The 20,042-nt window shown below is 64.3% G+C and carries 17 protein-coding genes and 2 pseudogenes; 9 read left to right on the forward strand and 10 right to left on the reverse strand.

All coding sequences use genetic code 11. The annotated features are described in order from the left end of the window. Positions 1 to 29: 29 nt before the first annotated feature. Entirely contained in the window at positions 30 to 1,580 is a 1,551-nt protein-coding gene (locus EZH22_RS30270; RefSeq protein ID WP_203197033.1) for a solute symporter family protein, read from the reverse strand. Beyond that, positions 1,577 to 1,954: a DUF485 domain-containing protein gene (locus EZH22_RS30275; protein WP_203197034.1), complete on the reverse strand. Its 378-nt coding sequence runs from the start codon at positions 1,952 to 1,954 to the stop codon at positions 1,577 to 1,579. Before EZH22_RS30275 ends, EZH22_RS30270 begins: the two co-directional genes overlap by 4 nt. Before the next feature lie 173 nt (positions 1,955 to 2,127). On the opposite strand from EZH22_RS30275, the gene EZH22_RS30280 reads away from it, so the two are divergent. The 4 genes and pseudogenes from EZH22_RS30280 to EZH22_RS30295 form a co-directional block, all read left to right on the forward strand. After that, entirely contained in the window at positions 2,128 to 3,522 is a 1,395-nt protein-coding gene (locus EZH22_RS30280; RefSeq protein WP_203197035.1) for a sigma-54 interaction domain-containing protein, read from the forward strand. Between the two features lie 600 nt (positions 3,523 to 4,122). Beyond that, entirely contained in the window at positions 4,123 to 4,281 is a 159-nt protein-coding gene (locus EZH22_RS30285; RefSeq protein WP_203197036.1) for a hypothetical protein, read from the forward strand. A 955-nt stretch (positions 4,282 to 5,236) separates the two neighbouring features. Next, on the forward strand, positions 5,237 to 6,730 hold the full coding sequence (locus EZH22_RS30290; protein WP_203197037.1) for a sensor domain-containing diguanylate cyclase: 1,494 nt from the start codon (positions 5,237 to 5,239) through the stop codon (positions 6,728 to 6,730). Between the two features lie 575 nt (positions 6,731 to 7,305). Further along, a pseudogene (locus EZH22_RS30295) lies at positions 7,306 to 7,617 on the forward strand (LysR substrate-binding domain-containing protein); the annotation flags it as partial. A gap of 142 nt (positions 7,618 to 7,759) precedes the next feature. Here the strand turns inward: EZH22_RS30295 and EZH22_RS30300 are convergent. The 3 genes from EZH22_RS30300 to EZH22_RS30310 all read right to left on the reverse strand — a co-directional run bounded on the left by EZH22_RS30300 (position 7,760) and on the right by EZH22_RS30310 (position 9,259). Then, complete coding sequence (locus EZH22_RS30300; RefSeq protein WP_203197038.1) at positions 7,760 to 8,491, reverse strand: transposase; 732 nt, start codon at positions 8,489 to 8,491, stop codon at positions 7,760 to 7,762. Continuing rightward, positions 8,398 to 8,700, reverse strand: a complete 303-nt coding sequence (locus EZH22_RS30305; protein WP_203197039.1) for an SOS response-associated peptidase family protein — start codon at positions 8,698 to 8,700, stop codon at positions 8,398 to 8,400. Before EZH22_RS30305 ends, EZH22_RS30300 begins: the two co-directional genes overlap by 94 nt. Positions 8,701 to 8,788: 88 nt before the next feature. After that, entirely contained in the window at positions 8,789 to 9,259 is a 471-nt protein-coding gene (locus tag EZH22_RS30310; RefSeq protein ID WP_203197040.1) for a MerR family transcriptional regulator, read from the reverse strand. Between the two features lie 65 nt (positions 9,260 to 9,324). Here EZH22_RS30310 and EZH22_RS30315 point away from each other — a divergent pair, with 65 nt between their 5' ends. Then, on the forward strand, positions 9,325 to 11,643 hold the full coding sequence (locus tag EZH22_RS30315; RefSeq protein ID WP_203197041.1) for a heavy metal translocating P-type ATPase: 2,319 nt from the start codon (positions 9,325 to 9,327) through the stop codon (positions 11,641 to 11,643). Between the two features lie 9 nt (positions 11,644 to 11,652). Here the strand turns inward: EZH22_RS30315 and EZH22_RS30320 are convergent. The 3 genes and pseudogenes from EZH22_RS30320 to darT form a co-directional block, all read right to left on the reverse strand. Next, positions 11,653 to 11,730 (reverse strand): annotated as a pseudogene (locus tag EZH22_RS30320) (transcriptional regulator); the annotation flags it as partial. A 60-nt stretch (positions 11,731 to 11,790) separates the two neighbouring features. Beyond that, on the reverse strand, positions 11,791 to 12,825 hold the full coding sequence (gene darG / locus EZH22_RS30325) for a type II toxin-antitoxin system antitoxin DNA ADP-ribosyl glycohydrolase DarG (protein ID WP_203197083.1): 1,035 nt from the start codon (positions 12,823 to 12,825) through the stop codon (positions 11,791 to 11,793). Positions 12,826 to 12,838: 13 nt separating this feature from the next. Then, entirely contained in the window at positions 12,839 to 13,537 is a 699-nt protein-coding gene (gene darT / locus EZH22_RS30330; RefSeq protein WP_333473746.1) for a type II toxin-antitoxin system toxin DNA ADP-ribosyl transferase DarT, read from the reverse strand. A 428-nt stretch (positions 13,538 to 13,965) separates the two neighbouring features. On the opposite strand from darT, the gene EZH22_RS30335 reads away from it, so the two are divergent. Genes EZH22_RS30335 through EZH22_RS30350 form a run of 4 tightly spaced genes read left to right on the forward strand, consistent with a single transcriptional unit; the run spans position 13,966 to position 16,236 of the window. After that, positions 13,966 to 14,595, forward strand: a complete 630-nt coding sequence (locus tag EZH22_RS30335; protein WP_203197042.1) for a hypothetical protein — start codon at positions 13,966 to 13,968, stop codon at positions 14,593 to 14,595. Then, a complete protein-coding gene (locus EZH22_RS30340) occupies positions 14,588 to 14,929 on the forward strand; it encodes a hypothetical protein (RefSeq protein WP_203197043.1) in 342 nt (113 codons plus the stop codon). Before EZH22_RS30335 ends, EZH22_RS30340 begins: the two co-directional genes overlap by 8 nt. Continuing rightward, entirely contained in the window at positions 14,926 to 15,882 is a 957-nt protein-coding gene (locus tag EZH22_RS30345; RefSeq protein ID WP_203197044.1) for a hypothetical protein, read from the forward strand. Before EZH22_RS30340 ends, EZH22_RS30345 begins: the two co-directional genes overlap by 4 nt. Before the next feature lie 60 nt (positions 15,883 to 15,942). Further along, the gene (locus tag EZH22_RS30350) at positions 15,943 to 16,236 is read left to right on the forward strand and encodes a hypothetical protein (RefSeq protein WP_333473747.1); all 294 of its coding nucleotides are present in this window, start codon (positions 15,943 to 15,945) and stop codon (positions 16,234 to 16,236) included. A 56-nt stretch (positions 16,237 to 16,292) separates the two neighbouring features. Here the strand turns inward: EZH22_RS30350 and EZH22_RS30355 are convergent, their stop codons facing one another. Together EZH22_RS30355 and EZH22_RS30360 are read right to left on the reverse strand one after the other, a co-directional pair. Continuing rightward, positions 16,293 to 19,454 carry a class I SAM-dependent DNA methyltransferase gene (locus tag EZH22_RS30355; protein ID WP_203197045.1) on the reverse strand — a complete coding sequence of 1,054 codons (3,162 nt, stop codon included), beginning with the start codon at positions 19,452 to 19,454 and terminating at the stop codon, positions 16,293 to 16,295. Positions 19,455 to 19,579: 125 nt separating this feature from the next. After that, on the reverse strand, positions 19,580 to 20,038 hold the full coding sequence (locus tag EZH22_RS30360) for a hypothetical protein (RefSeq protein ID WP_203197046.1): 459 nt from the start codon (positions 20,036 to 20,038) through the stop codon (positions 19,580 to 19,582). Positions 20,039 to 20,042: the final 4 nt, after the last annotated feature.

Raw genomic sequence — 20,042 nt, forward strand, 5'->3', positions numbered from 1 at the left:
TCGTTCCTCTCGCTGTCTCGGGATCTTGATCAGTGAAGGCTCTTGCCGGCCTGCGCATCATCGCGCAGCCCGGTGTTGGCGCGAAAGACCACCTCGTCGAACTGCGCCTCGGAAACCGCATCCCGCGGCGAGAGCAGTGCGCCGAGAATGGCGCCGAGGAAGCCAATAGGCACGCTCGCAATGGCCGGATTCACGACTGGGAACAGCGCGTCAGCCCCCATGAAGGCCGGCCCTGTGAGCGCCAAAGCGACGGCAGAGACAAGCCCGGCCACCATGCCTGTCACCACGCCCGCCGTATTGAACCGCTGCCAGAACAACGACAGCACGATCACGGGGAAGTTGGCGCTCGCCGCCACTGAGATGGCGAGAATTACCAGCACGGCGACATTGATGCCCTGCGCCAGCAGCCCGAACAGGATCGCGAAGGCGCTGACGATCACTGTCGAGATGCGCGCGACCTTCACCTGCTCCTGCTCGCTCACATGCCCGCCGCGCAGGACGTTGACATAAAGGTCGTGGGCGATGGCGCCCGAGGTGGAGAGCGTCAGCGCCGCCACCACCGCGAGGATGGTCGCGAACGCCACCGCGACCACCACGGCGAGAAACACCTGCCCGCCGATGCTGTCCGGCCCGCCGCCTAGATGCTGCGCCAGCAGCGGCAAGGCGAGGTTGCCGCCCTTGTCCGCCGCGCGAATCGCGTCCTGTCCGACGAGGACCGCCGAGCCGAGGCCGATCAGGGTGGTGACGAGGAAGAACGAGCCGGCCAGGAACATGAGCCACACCGCCGAGCGGCGCGCGGTCTGCGCGTCGGGCACGGTGTAAAAACGTGTCATGACATGGGGCAGGCCGGCGGTTCCGAAGGCGAAGCTAAGGCCGAGGGAAAGCTGGTCCAGCGGGTGTTTCAAATAATTGCCGGGCGCGAGGATCTTCGCACCGTATGTGTCTTCCGCTGCGGCGAAAACGGAAAACGGATCGAAGCCGAAATGAGCCAACAGCAGCGCTACCAGAACCGCCGCCGCGCTTAGCAGCATGACGGCCTTGATGATCTGCACCCAGGTGGTCGCGATCATGCCGCCGAACACCACGTAGACCAACATGCCGAGGCCGACGACTACTATAGAGATAGCGTAGGGCACCCCCAGAAGGAGCTTGATGAGTGCCGCCCCGCCCGCCATCTGCGGCACCAGATAGGCGAGGCTGACCACCACCGTGCCGAGCACGGCGGCGAGCCGCGCCTGCGGCCGCTGCATGCGGAAGGCGATGACGTCGCCGAGTGTGAAACGGCCGGTGTTGCGGATTGGCTCCGCCACCAGCATCAAGATGGCGAGGAAGGCCACCAGCGCCCCCGCCGCATAGAGTGAGCCGTCCATGCCGTAGAGTGCGGCAAGGCCGGAGAAGCCGAGGAAGGCGGCGGCGCTCATCCAGTCGCCGGCGAGGGCGAAGCCGTTTTGGATCGGTCCGAGCGTGCCGTCGGCGGTGTAGAAGTCGCTGGCCGTGCGCGTGCGCCGCGCTGCCCACCAAGTGATCGCGAGCGTAAGCGCCAGGATGGCGACAAAGATGGCGAGGGCGAGCAGTTTCATTGCGCCGTCCTCCCCGCTTCCGCTTCGCGCACGGCTTCCCGCGCCAGGGGGTCGAAGACGTGATGGGCAGCATAGGTGTAGAGCAGCGCCGCGCCCCAGCTGACCGCATAGATGGCGAGCAGCAGCGCGTATCCCACGTTCAGCGGGCCAGCGAACGGCGCGGCCATCAGCGCCCGGGCATAGCCCGCGAGCAGCAGCACCAGGAAGAAGAAGCCGAGCGAGCCGCCGAGCAGCAGCGAAATGACGCGGCGCTTGGCATCGATCAGGCGGCGAAAGGCGGGCAGGTCCACGCGGGCGGTCCATTCGGACGCGCTGGGAATGGGGACGGCCGCAGGGGGCGCTCGCCGGGCGGCCGGCGCGCTCTCGATAGTCATCGGGCGTTTCCTTCGATCTTGTTGTGGACCCGGCGCGGGACCGAGTCGCCTCCTTGATCGCAACCGCCGTGCCAATCAGGATGTCACGCGATTTCAATATCTTGCGGAAAGCAGATCGACAAATATGAACCGATCATGCATCGTCTGATGCAAATCCGGATCGAGGAAATGCCATGGGCCGAACCCGCGCAACGCGAGACACCCCGCAGCCGCCCCCGCTCTCCGAGCGCGACTTTGGCGAGATCGTCCGCAATTCGTTCGACGGTATCTTCGTGGCCGACGGCGAGGGACGCACGTTGCTGGTCAATCCCGGCTGCGAGCGGAATTACGACATCCGCGCCGCCGACGTCGTGGGCCGGCCGGTCAGCGATCTTGAGGCCGATGGCATCATCCGCCCGGTGATCGCTCCGCGGGTCATCGCATCCGGCGAGCGCGTCACCGCCATCCAGCGCACCCACAAGGGCAAGACCATCTTCGCCACCGGCATTCCGCTCTTCGACGAGGCCGGACGGGTCCGTCGCGTCATCATCAATTCCCGCGACACCACCGAGCTGGACCAGCTGCAGGCCGAGCTGTCGCGCATCCGGGGGGACCTTGCCCGCGCGCAAACGGAAGTGGCGCAGCTGCGCGAGGAAGGGCAGGGAGCCGGTGGGCCGGTGGTTCATGGCGAAACGACCCGGCGCATCGCGGATCTGCTCCGGCGCGTGGCGGGATCGGACGCCACCGTGCTGCTCACCGGCGAGTCCGGCGTCGGCAAGGAGGTCTTCGCTCGATTTGTCCACCGCGAGAGCGCGCGGTCGAAGGCCCCCTTCATCAAAATCAATTGCGGCGCCTTGCCCCGCGACCTGATCGAATCCGAATTGTTCGGCTACGAGGCCGGCGCCTTCACCGGCGCCCAGCGCGGCGGCAAGCCGGGCATGATTGAGATGGCCAACACCGGCACGCTGTTCCTCGACGAGATCGGCGAGCTGCCGCTGGATATGCAGGTGAAGCTGTTGCACGTTCTGCAGGACCGGATCATCGCCCGGCTTGGGGCCACCCGTTCAATTCCGCTCGACATCCGGGTCGTCGCCGCCACCAACCGCGATCTGGCGAAGGCGGTAGAGACCGGTGCCTTCCGCGGGGATCTTTTTTATCGGCTCAATGTGGTGCCGGTGGTGGTACCGCCGCTGCGCGAGCGACGCGACGACATTCTGCCCCTACTGCGGCAGGCACTGGCCAGCTTCAATGCCCAATATTGCACAGCAAAGCAGCTTTCCCACGCCGCCGCTCGCACCCTCGTCGCCCATGACTGGCCCGGCAATATCCGCGAGCTGCGCAACATGGTGGAGCGCCTCGTGGTCACGGTGTCCCACGACGTGATCGATGTCGGCGACCTCGCCATTCCTGCCGCCGCGCCCCGTGGGGCGGGGGGTGCTTCGCTCGAGGAGCAGGTCCGCCGTTTCGAGATGGCGCTGATCGAGGACGCCCTGCGCCGCTGCATTACCACCCGTGCCGCCGCCCGCGATCTGCGCGTCAGCCAGTCCACAATTGTGCGCAAGCTGAAGGGTGGAGGGTTTGCCGCGTGAAACCAGCGCACCGCCGGCGCGCTCGCGACGCAGAGATGACCGACACCGTTGGCCCAAGTCCTTAATGCGAGATCGCTCGGCCTCAACTTCCACGAGGACGATGCTGTGCTTAAGAAGAGCACCGGACGGCGATTGAGGTCCACCGTCCGGCTGCCTAGCCCGTGTGAAACTTGGGCCGTGGCAGGCGCGGCAAGCTAGCGCAACCTGAAGCAGAGCAGCAAGAGCCGGGCGCGCATGCGGGAATGGCGCCCGGCTCGATATCTGGCCTGATGGTGCGTCGGGCAGACCGAAGATCTTGTATCACAATGCGGGAAGGAGCCACCCCAACAATTACGCGCCTGCGCCCCTCTAAAGCAGGCCGGCCGCCCAGTCTGGGCAACGAACGGGTGCCTTGTTCACCCTCTCAACAAGGGCGTATCGCTGTAAACGGCTCGATTGTCCGAAAAAATTGGAAGGATTTCCGACAGGCGCGGGCAAGATTGGGCATTTTAAAACGGTTCAACTGGTTGTAGTCGTCGGCTTCGTAGCCGAGGGAAATTCAGGATGCCCGGAATAAGAGGAGCCGCCAGCTCCCGAGGAGGTTGGCGTCCGTTGGGGACAATGGGGCTCGCCGAACAGGTGCTGACGGTCGCTATCGTCCTGATGGTGATATTGACGCTCGGCACGGGAGCCAAGTTGTTGTTTCAGACGCCGCATGCCGTGACTCTCGACCGTGCGGCAGCGCAGGCTCTGGAAAACCAAACCTTCGACTACGAATAGCCGGGCGCCGCACCTCTAACGCGGCTCGCCAATGGCAGTTCCTCGGAACCATACCTTGTTCGCTGCCGCTGCCCGGCAATCGTCGGGACCAACGGATGGCCGCCTCAAATGAAGTATTGTTCATTCTCGCAGCACTGGCACTGCTGGCCGCCGGTCGCATCCTTTGGCGAGCAAAGTGAGCCCCGGGGTCATCCCACCATCTTGAATCTCAATGCCTCGTTTTTCTAAAATGCCGGCCCGACCGTTCCGACGGGGGAAGGCATGGATACCGGCATCGCCCTTTTGAGCGCCGCCGTTCTCTTCGCGGTGGGATGCGCTCTCGCACTGGCCTGGCTCGCGACACGGCCCTGACTCAATCGACACCCGTACGTCGATGCCCGAGTGATGATTCGCCGCCCTGAGCGGTAATCATGAGCGTAAGCAGGGCTATGCCAGCAAAGGCGACTGTCACAGCAATCATCGTGGCCTCGGCGCCGGTCTCGCTCAAGATCCATAGCCCTCGACCGATCGGCGCGCCGGGCTAGCCTCGAGTTCCGAATGGTGGGGCCCAATACGCTTGGGGGCGAGCCGGGCGGCCACTTGGAGGTCAAGCCGCCCGGCTCCGTCCGCCTAAAGGTCGTCCCGTTCGCCCCCTCAGGAGACGCCCGTGGGCATGGACATAACATTTTACCAGAGAAATGCCCGTTCGCGAATTCCGCGCCTGTGACAGGTGAGCCGGGCGACCTATGGGGGAAGACCGCCCGGCTTCCGCCTGCCCCAGTGTCAGTGCTTGGAGCAGACAGCAAAATATACACCAAAGAATCCGCGCCCACCCGCAAAGCTCCCTTCGTCCTGTGCTACGCGAGCACCGACAGGGTTGTTATTTCACAGGGCACTGTGCATCCTTGTGACGGTAAGGGGGAGTTCCGCTAGCCCAGGCAGATCCATGATGCGGCGTCTTGTAGCCGGAGCCTACGTGCCGTTCATCGTGGCAGTACTCGTTGCTGTCATCGTTCTGGCACAGGCGCTTACCCTTTGGCGGTCATATCAAGCCACATGGTCGCTGGCATCTATTTCCGCAGAGAATGTCCTGAACACGATTGCCGCCAACATTGAGCGGAACCTCAGCATTATCGATCTGTCCGTTCGCGGGGCAGTAGATGCCTTTAGTGCGAACGGGGTGAAAGACCTCGCGCCTGAACTCCGGCGAGTGGTTTTGTTCGACCGCGCCGCGAGCGCCCAATATCTCGGTCAGTTGGTGATCCTTGATCGCAATGGAGACGTCATCGAGGCGTCTGGATCGCGACAGCCTCACCAGATAAATCTTGCCGACCGCGACTATTTCAGGGCGCAGGTAAATGGGCAGGCGGGCCTCTATGTGAGCGCGCCCTTTCGCAGCCGGCTCCGCGACAATGACCCGAGCATCGCCCTGAGCAGGCGGATTTCCGGACCGGACGGTTCGTTCGAAGGGGTGGTGCTGGCAGCGCTTCGGCTGGCATTCTTCCAATCGCTCCTGGATACCGTAAACCTCGGTCCGGAAAGCGCCATCTCTATCACCCGGACCGACGGAACCATCATCGTTCGTTCGCCATCGACCGACGACACGGGAAACTCAGGCCTGAACGTCGCCACCTCCCCGGTCTTTCAGAGGATGATCTTACGGCCGGGCGAGCCTTTCAGTGAACGATCCCAGCTTGATGGCATCGACCGTCACTACCTTCACACTATCATCGGCGAATTCCCGCTCCTTCTTTCCGTCGGCATTTCGCCTGCTGCCGCCATGGCTGAGTGGACGGAGAGCGCCCTGATATCCTCGGCGCTGACGGTGGCCATGTGCATGTTGCTCATCGTCCTCGTTCGCGCGCTCCGGCTCGCTCTGATGCGAAGCCAGGAAGTCGAGGCACAACTCAAAATCCTGGCGGTCACGGATGAGCTCACGGGATTGCCCAACCGGCGCGCCTTCGATCTAGCCCTCGGTTCGGAAATGCGCCGCGCCGCCCGCAACCGGTCATCCCTTGCGGTGCTGTTGATCGATGTTGACCACTTCAAGCGCATCAATGATCGTTTCGGACATGCGGTGGGTGATGTGGTGCTGGCTCGGATCGCCAGGGAAATCTCTCGTTGCATCCGACGGCCCGGTGACTTTGCCGCGCGGTATGGCGGCGAGGAGTTCGTCGCGATCCTGCCCGCGACTGAAGCGGGTGGGGCCAGCTTTCTCGCCGAGCGCATGCGGCTGACGATTGCCTCGATGGAGCCCTGCCCGGGCGAACCATCTCTCGCCAAGGTCACTGTCAGCATCGGTGTTGCTGCGACCCTTGCGCAACCGTCTTCGTCTGGTGCCGAACTCGTGACTTGGGCGGATCGCGCGCTGTACGAGGCGAAAGGAGCGGGTAGAAACCGCGTCGCCTGCTACCGCGAGGATGAACGCGCCACACCAATGTCAAGCAGCCGTATGCCGTCTGGTAGCTAGATGAGAGGGCGCTGGCACTTCGTGGCCGGCGCATGGTTTCCCCAACGCCGGCCGATTAGCTTCAGGCCACCTCCACCTCGCGGATCGCACCCACCATGGCCTGCGCGCAGGCGGCGTAGGTTCGGCGGCGCAGCCACAATCTCGCTCAGGCTGTTTGGCGGCAGAGGAGCGCCTTGCTCCAACCTCGATGAGGCCGTACCGTTTCTCCAGCCCTTCCGTAGGCTGGATCGATGCGTCGGCACTCAATGCCGGTGTAGTCCCCAGGTATCCCGGAGAGGTTTGGCGCCGGCTCTGGCCCATAACGGTGGTGTGACCGGTTCGGCTCGTCCGAACCTTCCCCAGGTGACCAGCCAGGGTCGGCGTCTTCGAGACTTGGTGGAGTTCTCTACATTTTGGCTCTCTCGGCCTTCTCGCAGATAACCATCGGCCAACGTGCGCCAACAGCTGACACTGCGATGGACGACCAAGCCGACACTCAGCCAACCGTCTTCTAAAGCCCACGTGCGCGAAGTCTCCTCCGCGACTCTACTCCGCGACCTTCAACACGACCTTGCCGAACCCGCCGCCGGCTTCCATGGCGCGATGTGCTCGGCTGCCCGGCCGGCCACGCCGGGAATGGAACCGTGAGCTTTCGTTCGGATGATTTCGAAGCCCAGCGCGCGGCGGCCGAGGCGGGTCTAGGCATCGCATTTCTGCCGAGCTGGGTCGTCGGTCCGGACGTGAAGTCCCGCAAGCTCGTGCGCCTGCCGCTCGGGGGCGAGCCCTGGAACGACGGCAACGCGGGCATCTACCTCCTGCGCGCTTTGCCGCAGCCAAGCGCGAAGGTGCGGGCCTTTTCCGAGGCCTTACGCAAGTTCATCGGCAATCCTCCCGTATGGGATTCATGATCCATGCCCGATCGACGGGAGGGCGCCAGGAGCGGACTTGCCAAGAGCGGCTCTGGGCGTCCGCTTTGCGCCCGAGGCTGTGTGAGAACTCTGCGCGGCTGATCGGTCAAGCTGCCTTTTCTATGGCGCGCGTCGGCTCCGGTCACCCGGCTATCGCCTTGAGTGTTGGGGCCACGCCGGCCACGGCAATGGCACGCTTCATGTTGTAAGCCAGTATCGCCAGGCTGGCTTCGGTGGCGACGTGCTTGAGGCCGCGCGTTCGGAAGTGGGTGGCCCCCATCCATCCTTTTATGGTGCCGAAGACGTGCTCGACCGTGCAGCGGCGGACCGCCATGGCTTCGGGCATCGCTTGAAGCCTGCGCTCCATGGCATCGAGCACTGCTTCTTGCTCCCATCGTCGGATGCGCTTCTCTTTGCCGGCCGTGCACAGGGAACGCGATGGGTAGGCGCTGCAGGCCTTCTGGTTGAAGTAGACGCTGATGAGCTTGCCGCCCTCCACCCGGGCAAAGCGTTTCTGCAGCTGTTGACCGGCGGGGCAGCGATAGGCGTCGGTCTGCGGCTCGTGCACGAACCTAGCCTTGCCCCAGAAGCCGCGCGCCTGTGCCGGTGAGGTATTTGGCTTGGGCACTATCGGGATGATGCCAGCTTCGGCGCAGGCGCGGATTTGCTCGCCCTCATAGTATCCACGATCTGCCAGGGCGATCATTTCGGCAGCGCCAGTCTCGGCCTGGGCGGCTGTGGCCATCTCCAGCAGATGCGAGCGGTCATGACCGCGGTTGGTTACCGCATTGGCGACGACGATGTGGTGTCGGGTATCGACGGCCGCCTGGACGTTGTAACCGACCACGCCGCGATGATCGCTGCCGGTTGCCACGGCGCACGCATCCAGATCTCGACTTCCTCGGGCTCCGTGAGGATGACTGGCATGGCCTTCGGGTGGACGCTGGCGACCGGCTCGCTTGGCTCCGTGGTGAGGAACCCGAACAGGTCCGCGGTCTCGACGCCCGTCTTCATCTTGCGCGCGCAGGTCCATCCCGGCGTCCAGATCCCGGCGAACACGGCCAGCGGGCGTGCCTTCGCCACCTCGCCCAGCTCCCGACTGTTCTATGTGAGCCCCAACCCTCTGCGGCTGTGCTCTAGCGCCATTGGGTCCGACTGTCGGAGGGGATTGCTACCCGAGCCTGTCCGCGCCAAGCCTGTCGGGAGCGGCGTGGAAAGAACACTGGCCGTGATCGGCCAGTGTCTCGATCACGCGGCATTCCGCCACCCGTCCGTGAGCGCAGGCACGGACCATGCGCTCCAACTCTGCCTCCAGCGCCTTGAGGGAAGAAATCCGTCGCCGCACTTCGTCGAGATGGGCACCTGCAATGGCGTCGGCTTCCGCGCATGACTGATCGGGGCGATCCTGCAAGGTCAGCAGCGTGCGGATGGCATCGAGGCTGAAGCCCAGCTCACGGGCATGGCGAATGAAGGCGAGGCGCTTGACCTGCGCATCGTCGTAGAGCCGGCGATTGCCTTCGCTGCGCGGCAGGTGCGCTAGGAGGCTCGTCTCCTCGTAGAAACGGATGGTGGGCACCTTCACGCCGCTGATGCGGGCGGCCTCGCCGATGGTCAGGTGAGCAGGGACGGGTGCTGCTGCCATGGGACTTGCTCCTCTAGTCGCTAGAGCATTTAGGCTGCCACCATGACCCAAGGAAAGGCGGCATCATGACAGCCCGTGAGGTTCAGACCCGTTATCGCGTCTCGGGCATGGACTGCGCCTCCTGCGCAGCGAAGATTGAGGCCGTTGCAAGCCGTCTGGACGGGGTGGTGGAGGCGAGCGTGTCCGTGGCGGCGGCGACCTTGGTCGTGCGGCACGTTTCTGGTGCCGATCTCTCGACCTTGCCGGCGCGGTTGAAGCCCATGGGCTATGGACTCTCGCTCGCGAATGCCGCGCCGGCACACACGCCGACTCCGGTCTCAGCACCCGAGGCTGACTGCGGGCATGATCACGGTTCCGAACTCGGGAGTCACGGCCATGGGGGCCAAGACCATGCGGGACACGACCACGCGGACCACCAACACACGGACCATGACCACGCCGGACACGACCATTCCGAGCATCCAGGTCGAACGGCGTCCGCTGCCCGCGATGATCACGCCCATGGCGCCGAATTGGGCGAGGGCGGTCTCTGGTCCAACGGCAAGCTGCGGCTGACCCTCGCCAGCGGTGTCGCCTTTGCGGCCGCCTTCCTCGCCGGCCTCATCCTGCCGCAGGTCCAGACGCCGCTGTTCATCGCCGCCATGCTGGTCGGTCTCGTTCCCATCGCGCGCCGGGCGTTCGCGGCCGCGGCCGTCGGCATGCCCTTCACCATCGAGACGCTGATGACCATCGCCGCCGTGGGTGCGGTGATCATCGGTGCGGCGGAGGAGGCCGCGGCCGTCGTGTTCCTGTTCCTCGTCGGCGAACTGCTCGAAGGCTTCGCCGCCGGCCGGGCGCGCGATGGCATCAAGGCGCTCGCGGCGCTGGTGCCGAAGACAGCGTTTGTGGTGCGGGGCGGCGATTTCGTGGAGGTGCCGGCGGCGCAGCTCGCCGTCGGCGACACCATCCTCGCGCGCCCCGGCGACCGCATCGCGGCCGATGGCGCGATCCTTGCGGGGGAAGGCGGGATTGACGAGAGCATGGTCACCGGCGAGAGCGCGCCCGTGACCAAGGGCGTCGGCGCGAACGTCTTCGCCGGCACCGTGAACGGGGATGCAGCGCTGACCGTGCGCGTGACCGCGACCGCCGAGGACAACACCATCGCCCGCGTGGTCAAGCTGGTGGAAGAGGCGCAGGAATCCCGCGCGCCCACGGAGCGGCTCATCGATCGCTTCTCGCGGGTCTATACCCCCGCCGTCGTCGTCATCGGCTCACTGGTTGCGACCATCCCGCCATTGCTGATGGGCGGTGACTGGGGCGAATGGGTCTACAAGGGCCTCGCCATCCTGCTCATCGGCTGCCCGTGTGCGCTCGTCATCTCGACGCCGGCGGCCATCGCCTCGGGCCTCTCAGCCGGCGCGCGCCGGGGCCTGCTGCTGAAGGGTGGCGCGGTGCTGGAAACAGCCGGCAAGGTCACCACGGTGTGCCTCGACAAGACCGGAACGCTCACCGAGGGCCGCCCTAAGGTCACGGATGTCATCGGCCTCGCGCTGCCGGATCAGGACGTGCTGCGCCTTGCCGCCGCTCTGGAGGGTGGGTCGAGCCATCCTTTGGCGAAGGCCATCCTTGAGCGCGCCGCCGCGGAGGGCCTGACCATTCCCGCCGCGCGCGATGGCCGCGCGCTGGGTGGGAAGGGCGTGACAGGCCTCGTTGAAGGGCGCGATGTGTTCCTCGGCTCCGTCGCGGCCGGCGCGGCGCGCGTGGCGCTCGACGCGCAGATCGAAGTCCGCCTCACAGGGCTGAACGACGAGGGAAAGACCGTCTCTCTGCTCATCGTGGACGACACGCTGGCGGGGGCCATCGCCATGCGCGACGAGCCGCGCGCGGATGCGGCGGCGGGACTTGCGGCGCTGAAGACTTGCGGGCTGCGCACGATGATGCTGACCGGCGACAATCCCCGCACCGCCGCCGCCATCGGCCGCGCGCTGGGCATCGAGGTGCGCGCCGGTCTTCTGCCGGAGGACAAGCAGCGCATCGTCTCCGAGCTGAAGCAGAGGGGGGAGGTCGTCGCCAAGGTGGGCGACGGCATCAACGATGCGCCGGCGCTCGCCGCCGCTGACATCGGCATCGCCATGGGCGGCGGCACCGATGTGGCGCTGGAGACGGCGGATGCGGCGGTGCTGCATGGCCGCGTGCGCGACATTGCCGGAATGATCGACCTTTCGCGGCGGACCATGAGCAACATCCGCCAGAACATCGGCCTCTCACTGGGGCTGAAGGCGGTGTTCCTGGTGACGACCGTCGCCGGCATCACTGGCCTGTGGCCGGCCATCCTGGCCGACACCGGGGCCACGGTGCTCGTCACCGCCAACGCCCTGCGGCTGCTGGGGGACAGGAGCCGTTGAAGGGGCGGCCTATGTCCCCTTCTTCAGCCTCACCCCCGGCCCCTCGCCATTCTCCGCCACGAAGATCACGCCGGCGGCTACAAGGGCGGCAGGAAGGTTCAAGGCAAACAGATCTTAGCTGCACGGTCGTTGAGCCGGCGGAGGACATCAGTCAGACGCGAGCCAACCCTTCGAGTGCAGATTCTCGAAAGCAATGCCAATCTGGCGCTGCGAGAAGCGCCGCTTGCGCTCGTTCCAGGCGTAGACTTTCGCTGCGACATCCTCGACGCCAGAGGCTCGTTCGCGCGAGGCGACCCAATGCACGGTGGCCAGCAGTTCCAGGCCGAAGGGCGTTTCGAACCCCTCGACCAGTTTGCCGACGCGGTCGAAGCGCTCGCGGGCGGCACTGTCCTCCGCTAGGAAAGCTTCCGCGTCGGTGACGGCACCAGGCACCAGTTCAAGCTGCTTGTCGGGAGCATCCCCGCCGTCCTGATAGCCGGATATAAGATGGCCTTCGACGGCGCGTAGCACATGCCGCAGGTTCTCGGCATAGGGGCCGTAAGGCGCCTTGGCGTATTGTAGCCGCAGCGGCTCGCCGGCCTCCTGCATGAAATATAGAAGCTTATGCACTTCGAGCAGCGTTACGAACGGGTCCATCAGCCCGCCGAGATAGCGGTTCATCAGCACAACCAGCGCCGCGCGGCCCGGCGTCATCTTCGGGATGTCTCGGGACTTGGTTTCTGCGGCTGCGCTGTTCGGCTCGAAGACGATCACCTCGCAGTGGTTGAGGCCGCGCAGCGCCTCGACGATGCGCGGGCGCACGTCGGCCCAGTTGAGCCCGCCGAGCCCACTGCCAAGCGGCGGAATCGCGATCGAGCGAATGCCCCGAGTGCGGACCTCCTCGACCAACGCCTTCAGGCCGGAGTCGATATCCTCCATACGGCTCTTGCCGCGCCAATGGCGCTTGGTGGGGAAGTTGATGATGAACTTCGGGTTGGTCAGCGTCCGCGTCTCGAACACGAACATCCGGCCCGGTTGCACTTCTTCACGCGCGCAGGCGGCTTCGTAAGCCCTAAAATTCTCCGGGAAGTCGTTCTTGAACTGCAGGGCGATGCCGCGGCCCATGATGCCGACGCAGTTGACCGTGTTGACGATCGCTTCCGCGTCCACCGTCAGGATGTCGCCGGTCCTGAATTCGATCATCGCCATCCCTCCCTCAATAGTACCACTCCGGCTTCACCTTTATGGGGGGGCGATGCAATGCTTCCCCAAACGCCGCCATAGCACGTCTTCCAACGTTCTCCGAATGCACCCCAATCCCTCGGACGAGCTCCCAAGGAAATCCTTGGTGCATCAGGAACTCGGCCATCTTGTGATCCCGGCATGACGGCCATTGCCGAGCTCCTATCGCGCTCCAATCCAATTCCCCCAGATGCCCGACATCATCGTAAAAATCAGCGGCGCGATTCGCAGCGTTGATGTCGGTGAATGCCCATTTTCGCCTTGCGTGCGCCGCCCACTCGATAGCTTCGTGGAGGTCGGCCATGAGATGGACAACGGGACCTTGTCCTTCACGGTAAGCGACGTTGGGATGATTCTTTTTGTGTATTACGTACAGCATTACCGATCGCGGGCAAAAGTAAAATGGCACGTACTCGCCGACACGGGTTCCCAGATGGCAGCTTACAGGCAGGCTCAAACGATCTGCCTTGATCTCATTATTTCCAATAACAGCCATTCCTTGGCGCTGTGCCATAACGACGTCTGGCCACAGCGATCCATCCGTGACAATCGAAGGCAGATTGTCAACGTGAACGATATGATAGATCTTGGGATGTGCGGGAACAGGCATAGTCAGTAGGGCCAAGGGCCGGAAGCGACCTCGTGAAAAGGCGCCGGACGTGGACTTAGCCATTTCTCCATATGGGCCAGTGATGCTTTCACGGAACAAGCTCCATTGATCACGGTGTGCGGTCGGGCATCTTGGCGAAGGTCCTGCGTCCCCTCAATCGCGCTTGCGGCTGTCTCCTTTACGCTCCCGCATCCGTACCCCCGCCCCGCCGCCGTTCTCTGGAATGAACTCCACGCCGGCGGCTTCAAGGGCGGCGCGGATTGCATCTACAGCATCGGAAGAGACGGCGCGCCGGCTTCGCTCGAAGTCCACTATCGTGGACAAGCCGAGTTGGGAGGCCTCCGCCAAGGCCGGCTGGGTCAGATCGAGGAGAGCGCGGGCGGCGCGGCATTGTGCTGGCGTCATGTTTCTCAACATTTTCTGTTGACAGGGGTCCGCGCACGCTTCTAGCGTCTCAACATTAAATGTTGATTACCGCTGGAGCAATCCCCATGCCGAACCCCACCGTTCCGGCAGCCGCCCCCGGCTTGCCTGCTGCCCAGAAGCCCATCGACCCCGTCATTGCGCTGATTGACCAATGGCGAGAGGCCCGCGCCGAGTTCGCCTCGCGACCGCCGATCAATACCGAAAGCTGCCATGACGACGACGGCTGGATGGACGACGAGCTGAACCGAGCTCCCTCTGCACAAAGTCTGGAGGGTGCCATCGCGGCACTGGAGTTGGCCCAGATCGAATCCGCCTTCGCGCCCGCGCTGGTCCGGTCGGCACTCGGCTTCCTGAAGACGTTCACCGCTCCGGTCGAGCGGCCGGCGACACGAGCGGAAATGGAGGCCTATCGCGAGTGGCTCTTCATGGAAGGGCGCCTCCTCGGGATGGAGCTCTATCCGGAGATGGGAGACGACGCCGATCGCGTGATCCCTTGCAACACCGGCGCCGGCGAGCTCCATCTGCCACCCTGTGGCTCCTGGAGGAAAATAGCGAAGCCGTCGTCGCGAGCGGTGCGAATTCTCACCGCCGTGGGCGCAAACTTCGAGAGGATCGCCCGCTGCGGAGACAAAGGCGGCGGTATATTGGGACCGGACAAGGCGACCGGATCGGAAGACGAGGCCAGCCATGGCTGATCCGATCTTCGCCGCCATCGCAGAACACCAGCGGCGCCGGGCCGAGCATGAGGCTGCGTTCGACGCGGCGGGTGAGGCCGAACTGACAGATCGCGACGATGGGCCTCTCGCCGCCGAAGCGGGGGCCCTGCGCGATGCCGCCTCCGAACGGGAGGTCGAGGCGCTGCAGCAGGTGCTGCACACCGTGCCCCTCACGACCGCTGGCATGCTGGCGTGGCTGGACCACATCAGCGGGCCGGCCGGCTTCGACGGCATCGCCCCTCGCGACGACGACGTGGCAGCCATATTCGGCACGATGCGCGCCTTTGTCGTCGGTTCGGAGGTCGGCTCATGAGCATGATCGCCGCCGCTCTCCGCGAACTGATAGCCGCCGGCCTCACCGGTGACGAACTCGTGGCAGCCGTCGCCCGCATCGAGGCCGAGATGGCGGTCTCAGTGCCTCCGGATCGTTCGAGCGATGCGGCCGAGCGGAAGCGCGAAGCTGACCGCGAGCGCCAACGTCGGAAGAGAGAGTCAGCAAGGGCGGCAAACGGCCGGGCAGACGACTGGGAAAAGTCGCAGGTGTCGCACGAGGTCGCCGATTGTCGCGCGACTTCCGCGACATCGCGCGACGCTGGCGACCCCCCTCTCGATAAGATGTCCCCCAGACCCCCTAAGAATTACTCTCCCCCAATTTCTACCCCATCGGTTCCTGACGGAACCTCCTCCCCCTCGGCGACGGATTGCGACGCGACGGATCGCCAGGACGAACTCGCCGAGGCCCTGGCGGCATTCAACCGGATGGCGGCCGAGGTCGGCCTGTCCGAAGCGCAGGGACTGAGCCGGAAACGCCGGCTGGCCCTGAAGGCCCGGTTGCAGGACTGCGGAGGGATCGCCGGCTGGCGGATCGCCATGGACCGAGTTCGGGCTTCACCGTTCCTCCGCGGCGACAACGACCGTGGATGGCGGGCGAGCCTGGATTTCTTGCTGAAGCCGGAAAGCTTCGCGAAGCTGATGGAGGGGGCTTACGACCCGGCGCCGGGAGGAAGGCGTCACTGGCCGGAGCCTCGGTCCTCGATGGCCACGGCGATGGCGGAGGTCCTGCTCGAGCATCCCGATTCCGAGTTCGGGAAGCGCGCCAGGGCCGCCGGCTTCCGGAGAGGAGATTTCCGCGGTGGCGGCGACGCGATCATCGCTGGCATGGCGCGGGTGGCCGAGCAGAGGTTCGGACAGTGGCCGATATCGTCGGATGGGCACGTGATCGACGGCGCAGCAGAAGAGCTGTTCGGCGACTATGCCGACGATTGACCGTCATCGGCCTGCCGCTGCAGATGTGCCATACGCACATCCGTAGTGAAGGAGATGCTCATGGCTCCGCGCGCCGAGATGCCCCTGTTCCCCTGCGAGGTCGATATTGCCCGGGCTGTCCTCGGGCCGGGACGCGTCAGCGAGTGGAAATCCATCGCGATCATCCTCGAACGGCAGGGACTGCCCCGGGTCGATCCGATGTTCGGCGGCCGCTACTGGCCCGCCGTGCGAGCTTGGTTCGATCACAGGGCTGGTATTGGCCCGCGGCTCCATTCAACAGGGACTGGCGTCAAGGAGAATTGGGATACTCCTACTCCGCCGCCACGCCGTCGCCCACCCATCGATAAAAAATAGCCGCCGCTCGGCCTTCTCACCCCGCGCGGAACAGTCGTCGCCGCGCTGTGCCACCATCAACTCGCTCGGCGCCTACTCCGACCGCGCTTCGCGGCTGGCTCTTCCTCTACCGACTGCGAAGGAGATTCGGGGGACTGGAGGCCCACCTGCTTCCCTGCCTTGCCCGTGATCGGAAGTTTCATGTGGGTCTGGCGCCGCTCGCCGTCGGGCTTCGGGGGGCCCTTCGTCAATCGTGCAGACAGGCCGGATTCGTCAGCGGCGGCCCGCGCCAGATTGAGCTCGAGCAAGCGGGCCAGTGCATCTTCGTCGGAGATGTCCGCGGGCCAGCCATAGGCCTCGGCGACAGCGGCGTCGAGCTCCCGGTGTACGTTGACCAGCCACTGCGGGCGCCGGTTGTAGAGGTTGGTCAAGGTGCGCTCGCGCAGGATTGCCGCCGCCGCAGTGTCCTTGGGGAGGATGCGGTCGGGAAACCCAGGGACCACCTCGGGCTCCATGCGGACGAGGTCGGAAGGGTTCAGCCAAGCGTTGCGGAGGTCATCAAGGCGCCGCGCGGCCTGCGCAATGGCGACGGCGTGCGGATCGCGTTGGAGACGTGCGATAGGAATGTTTGGAGTTAGGCCATCGGGGAACGGGAACGTCGCGAAGGTCGTGGTCGAAGTGTAGCGCGGCCGGTCCTCTAGGCTCGTTCCAAGCCGCAACGACCAGATTTCGTGAAAGCGGCTGTGGAGGATGCCGAAGGTCGTGTCGTCGTCCCGGGCAATGACGATCAGGTTCTTGTCGGGAAGTGTAGGGTAGCGCAACCAGACGAATAGTCGATGTTGCGAGGTTTCTGTGGTGACGATGTAACGTGAAAGCCGTTCGATCTGGGAACGCATCTCGGGCCGAGGCCAGTACGGCTCCCACCAACGGACCCGCGCGTGTTGATCTCGCGCTGTCGCCCGCGCCTCCGTCAAAGAGCGAAGATCCGCCAATGAATCTGGATCGTAGCGGGCGGCGCGAAGATACTCGTATGGCACTTCGTACTGGGAGGCCTCAGCATCCGACAGAACCAGTGGTAGGTCGATCAACCAACGGTCGCGCGGCCGCCCGGTCACGTCATCGCCATTCCAGTAGGGCTTCAAAATCGTGCGGTTGTGGCGGCCGTTGGGGTTTATTGGCAGGCACATCCACCTACGGGCCACTTCCCCGGTGACATCGTGCGGCCCGCTCGTCTGGATGCCAAAGAAAGAAGCCCTCTCGTTCTCGGTCAATGCCCTGGCGAGCGTGAGGTCAATTCCAGTCGTGAGGTCTGGATTGATGTTGGAGACCGGCTGGCCGTCAAGGTAACTTTGGTCGGGCTTCAACTCCGGCGCGCAAAAACAGACAAGCGAAACTTCGACACGTGCACCCTCGATTGTCCAAGGCTGTTCACTCCACGCATTATGAATGGCGAGACTACGAGCGATCGCGTCCATAACGGGCCGGTTTGTCCCGCCGCGGATCGAACTGGTTGCGACAAGGCCAACGCCCCTGGTCCGCCCGGCGGCAACTTCAGCGCGCGCCTTCTCAAACCAGTAACAAACGAGGTCGGAGAAGCCCTGAAGTCGGCCGGCATAGGCCGCGCGGAGCCTCACCACATATTCTACCCCGAGCCTCCGCTTCATTAGCTTGGCGCCTAAGAAGGGAGGATTTCCGACAATGAAGTCCGCGCGGGGCCACGTGGCGGCACGATATGCGCTCCCGGTTTCGGCCCCCTCCAAAAGATCCATCTGTCCACCACGATCAGGCGGAGGGACTCGCTCAATGAGGGCATCCGCGCGTTCGATGGAGTTCAGCTTTCGAAGGACGGGGACTTCGTGTGTGTGGATCCCGTTCCGCAGGCGCCATTGGATATCGCCGATCCAGATCGTCGTGCGTGCGAGCTCCGCAGCGAGTGCATTGGTCTCAATGCCCAACAGGACTTCAGGGCCAACCGTCGGCCAACGCGACTTCAAACCCAGCATTTCGCAATCGAGGTTCGCGCGGTTCTCGATGTCCTTCACACCCTGCAGCGCGAGATAAAGGAAATTGCCCGAGCCGCAGGCCGGATCGAGAATCTTCAAGTTGCATAGCTTTTCGACAAACTGGGATCGCACCTCTTCTGCGGCCTCATCCCGGGTCATCCGACGCCGCTCTTTTTTCCGCATTGGTGGCGGGTGAGTCCCATCGAGGAGGCCAACAATTTTTCCTTTGGTCACCTCCCATTCAGCGCGGAGAGGGCGCAAGATCACCGGGTCGATTATCCGGGCGATTTTGTCTGCGTCGGTGTAGTGCGCGCCGATCTGGGCTCGTTTCTGCGGATCAAGGAAGCGCTCGAACAGCGTGCCGAAGATCGTCGGGTCGATCAGGCTCCAGTCAAGGCTGTTGGCTGCGATCAAAAGGCCGATGTCACCTTCGTCCAGAGGCAGCGCTCGACGGCCGTCAAATAGCCCTCCGTTGAAATGCATGACATCAGTGAGTGCAAAGTCGCCGCCCTTCTCCATCGCGTGGAATAGGTCGTTGAGATAGCCCCTGGCCTTGCTCGGATCTTGGGCGGCCCGGCGCAGCAGCTTCGTGAAGATGCCGCCGCGGAGGAGGCCTACGCTCTGGGCGAAGAAGCAGAACACCAGTTGGTTGACGAAGTGCGCGATCTCCTCCGGCGAGCCGCGCCCTTGTAGACGCCAAGCGATCGTTGAGAACTTGTCGGCCGCGTCCTTCGTCAGGCCGGCCCGCGTACGCGTGGGTTTAAGCTTCTCGGGATTGAAAAAGACGTTGTGAAGAATCTCACGTTTATGTGGATCCGTGATGTCGTCCAGAGTGATTTCATAAGTAGTGGGGACTGTGTTCGTCCACGCTGTGTGCACGCGGAACCGCTTGATATCACAGACGACGTGAAGCGGCGGGTTCTCCAAGGCCGGAGCGTAGCGCATCAATTGGAGAAGTGCACCGTCCAAATCCCCATTTTTCTGCTTGTACTCCCAGGCGAAATGATCCCGCTTCCAGACGTCGGCAAACCCCCTCCCGCCGCCGACTTTGCTCGCGCCTTTCTCGAAAGCAAAGAATTCGCCTGTCGGGTCGTCTTCGGTAGGCGTCGGGTGACCGACCAAGGCGCAAAGATCGATGAAGTGCTCCTGCGCAGATTGCCGTTCATTGAGCGCGGCCGACTTCCACTTCTTGACGAAGGCAAACGGCGACATCTGTGTACGAGCGCCGGCACCCATTTCTGCCCCCGAGGTCGCCGAATTTAACAATTCCTTAAGAAATCAACCTTGGCGTTAGCCAGTCAACAACGCACTACCGTTAACCTTACCGACGACGGTGATGGCCCTCTGCTGGCAGGCCCGTCCTATCCTTCTTCATCCTTGTTATCCGAGAACACGATCTGCGCACCGCTGCCCAGCGGCTCCGGCTGGAGATAATCCCGCGGGATGATCACGACGATGCCGGGCCGGACATCGGATGGCGGCGCGGCCTCTGCCTGCTGCGCCAGCTCCTCCAGGGTCCGGATGGCCTGCACAGCGGCACCCTTGGCCTCGTTCTGATCCCTCAGCTCGGCGAGGCGGTGGACGTTGCGCGGACGCTGCGATGTTTTGAACGCGGCCATCTCCGCGTTCAGGGCAGCCCGGAACTTCGGGTCCTGCGCGCACATGCGTGCGTTGCGCTCGGTCATCCCCGCCTCGATGGCGGCCTCGGTGAGCTTGAGGCCCCGCCACACCATGCCGTCGACCAAGGCCCGACGCTTCGGCGTCATCGGGTCCGGCGTGGTCATCTCGGGCAGATCGTGATCGTCGGTCTCGTCGGTCATCGTG

Origin of the sequence: Xanthobacter dioxanivorans (assembly GCF_016807805.1) — a bacterium.
GTDB lineage: Bacteria > Pseudomonadota > Alphaproteobacteria > Rhizobiales > Xanthobacteraceae > Xanthobacter > Xanthobacter dioxanivorans.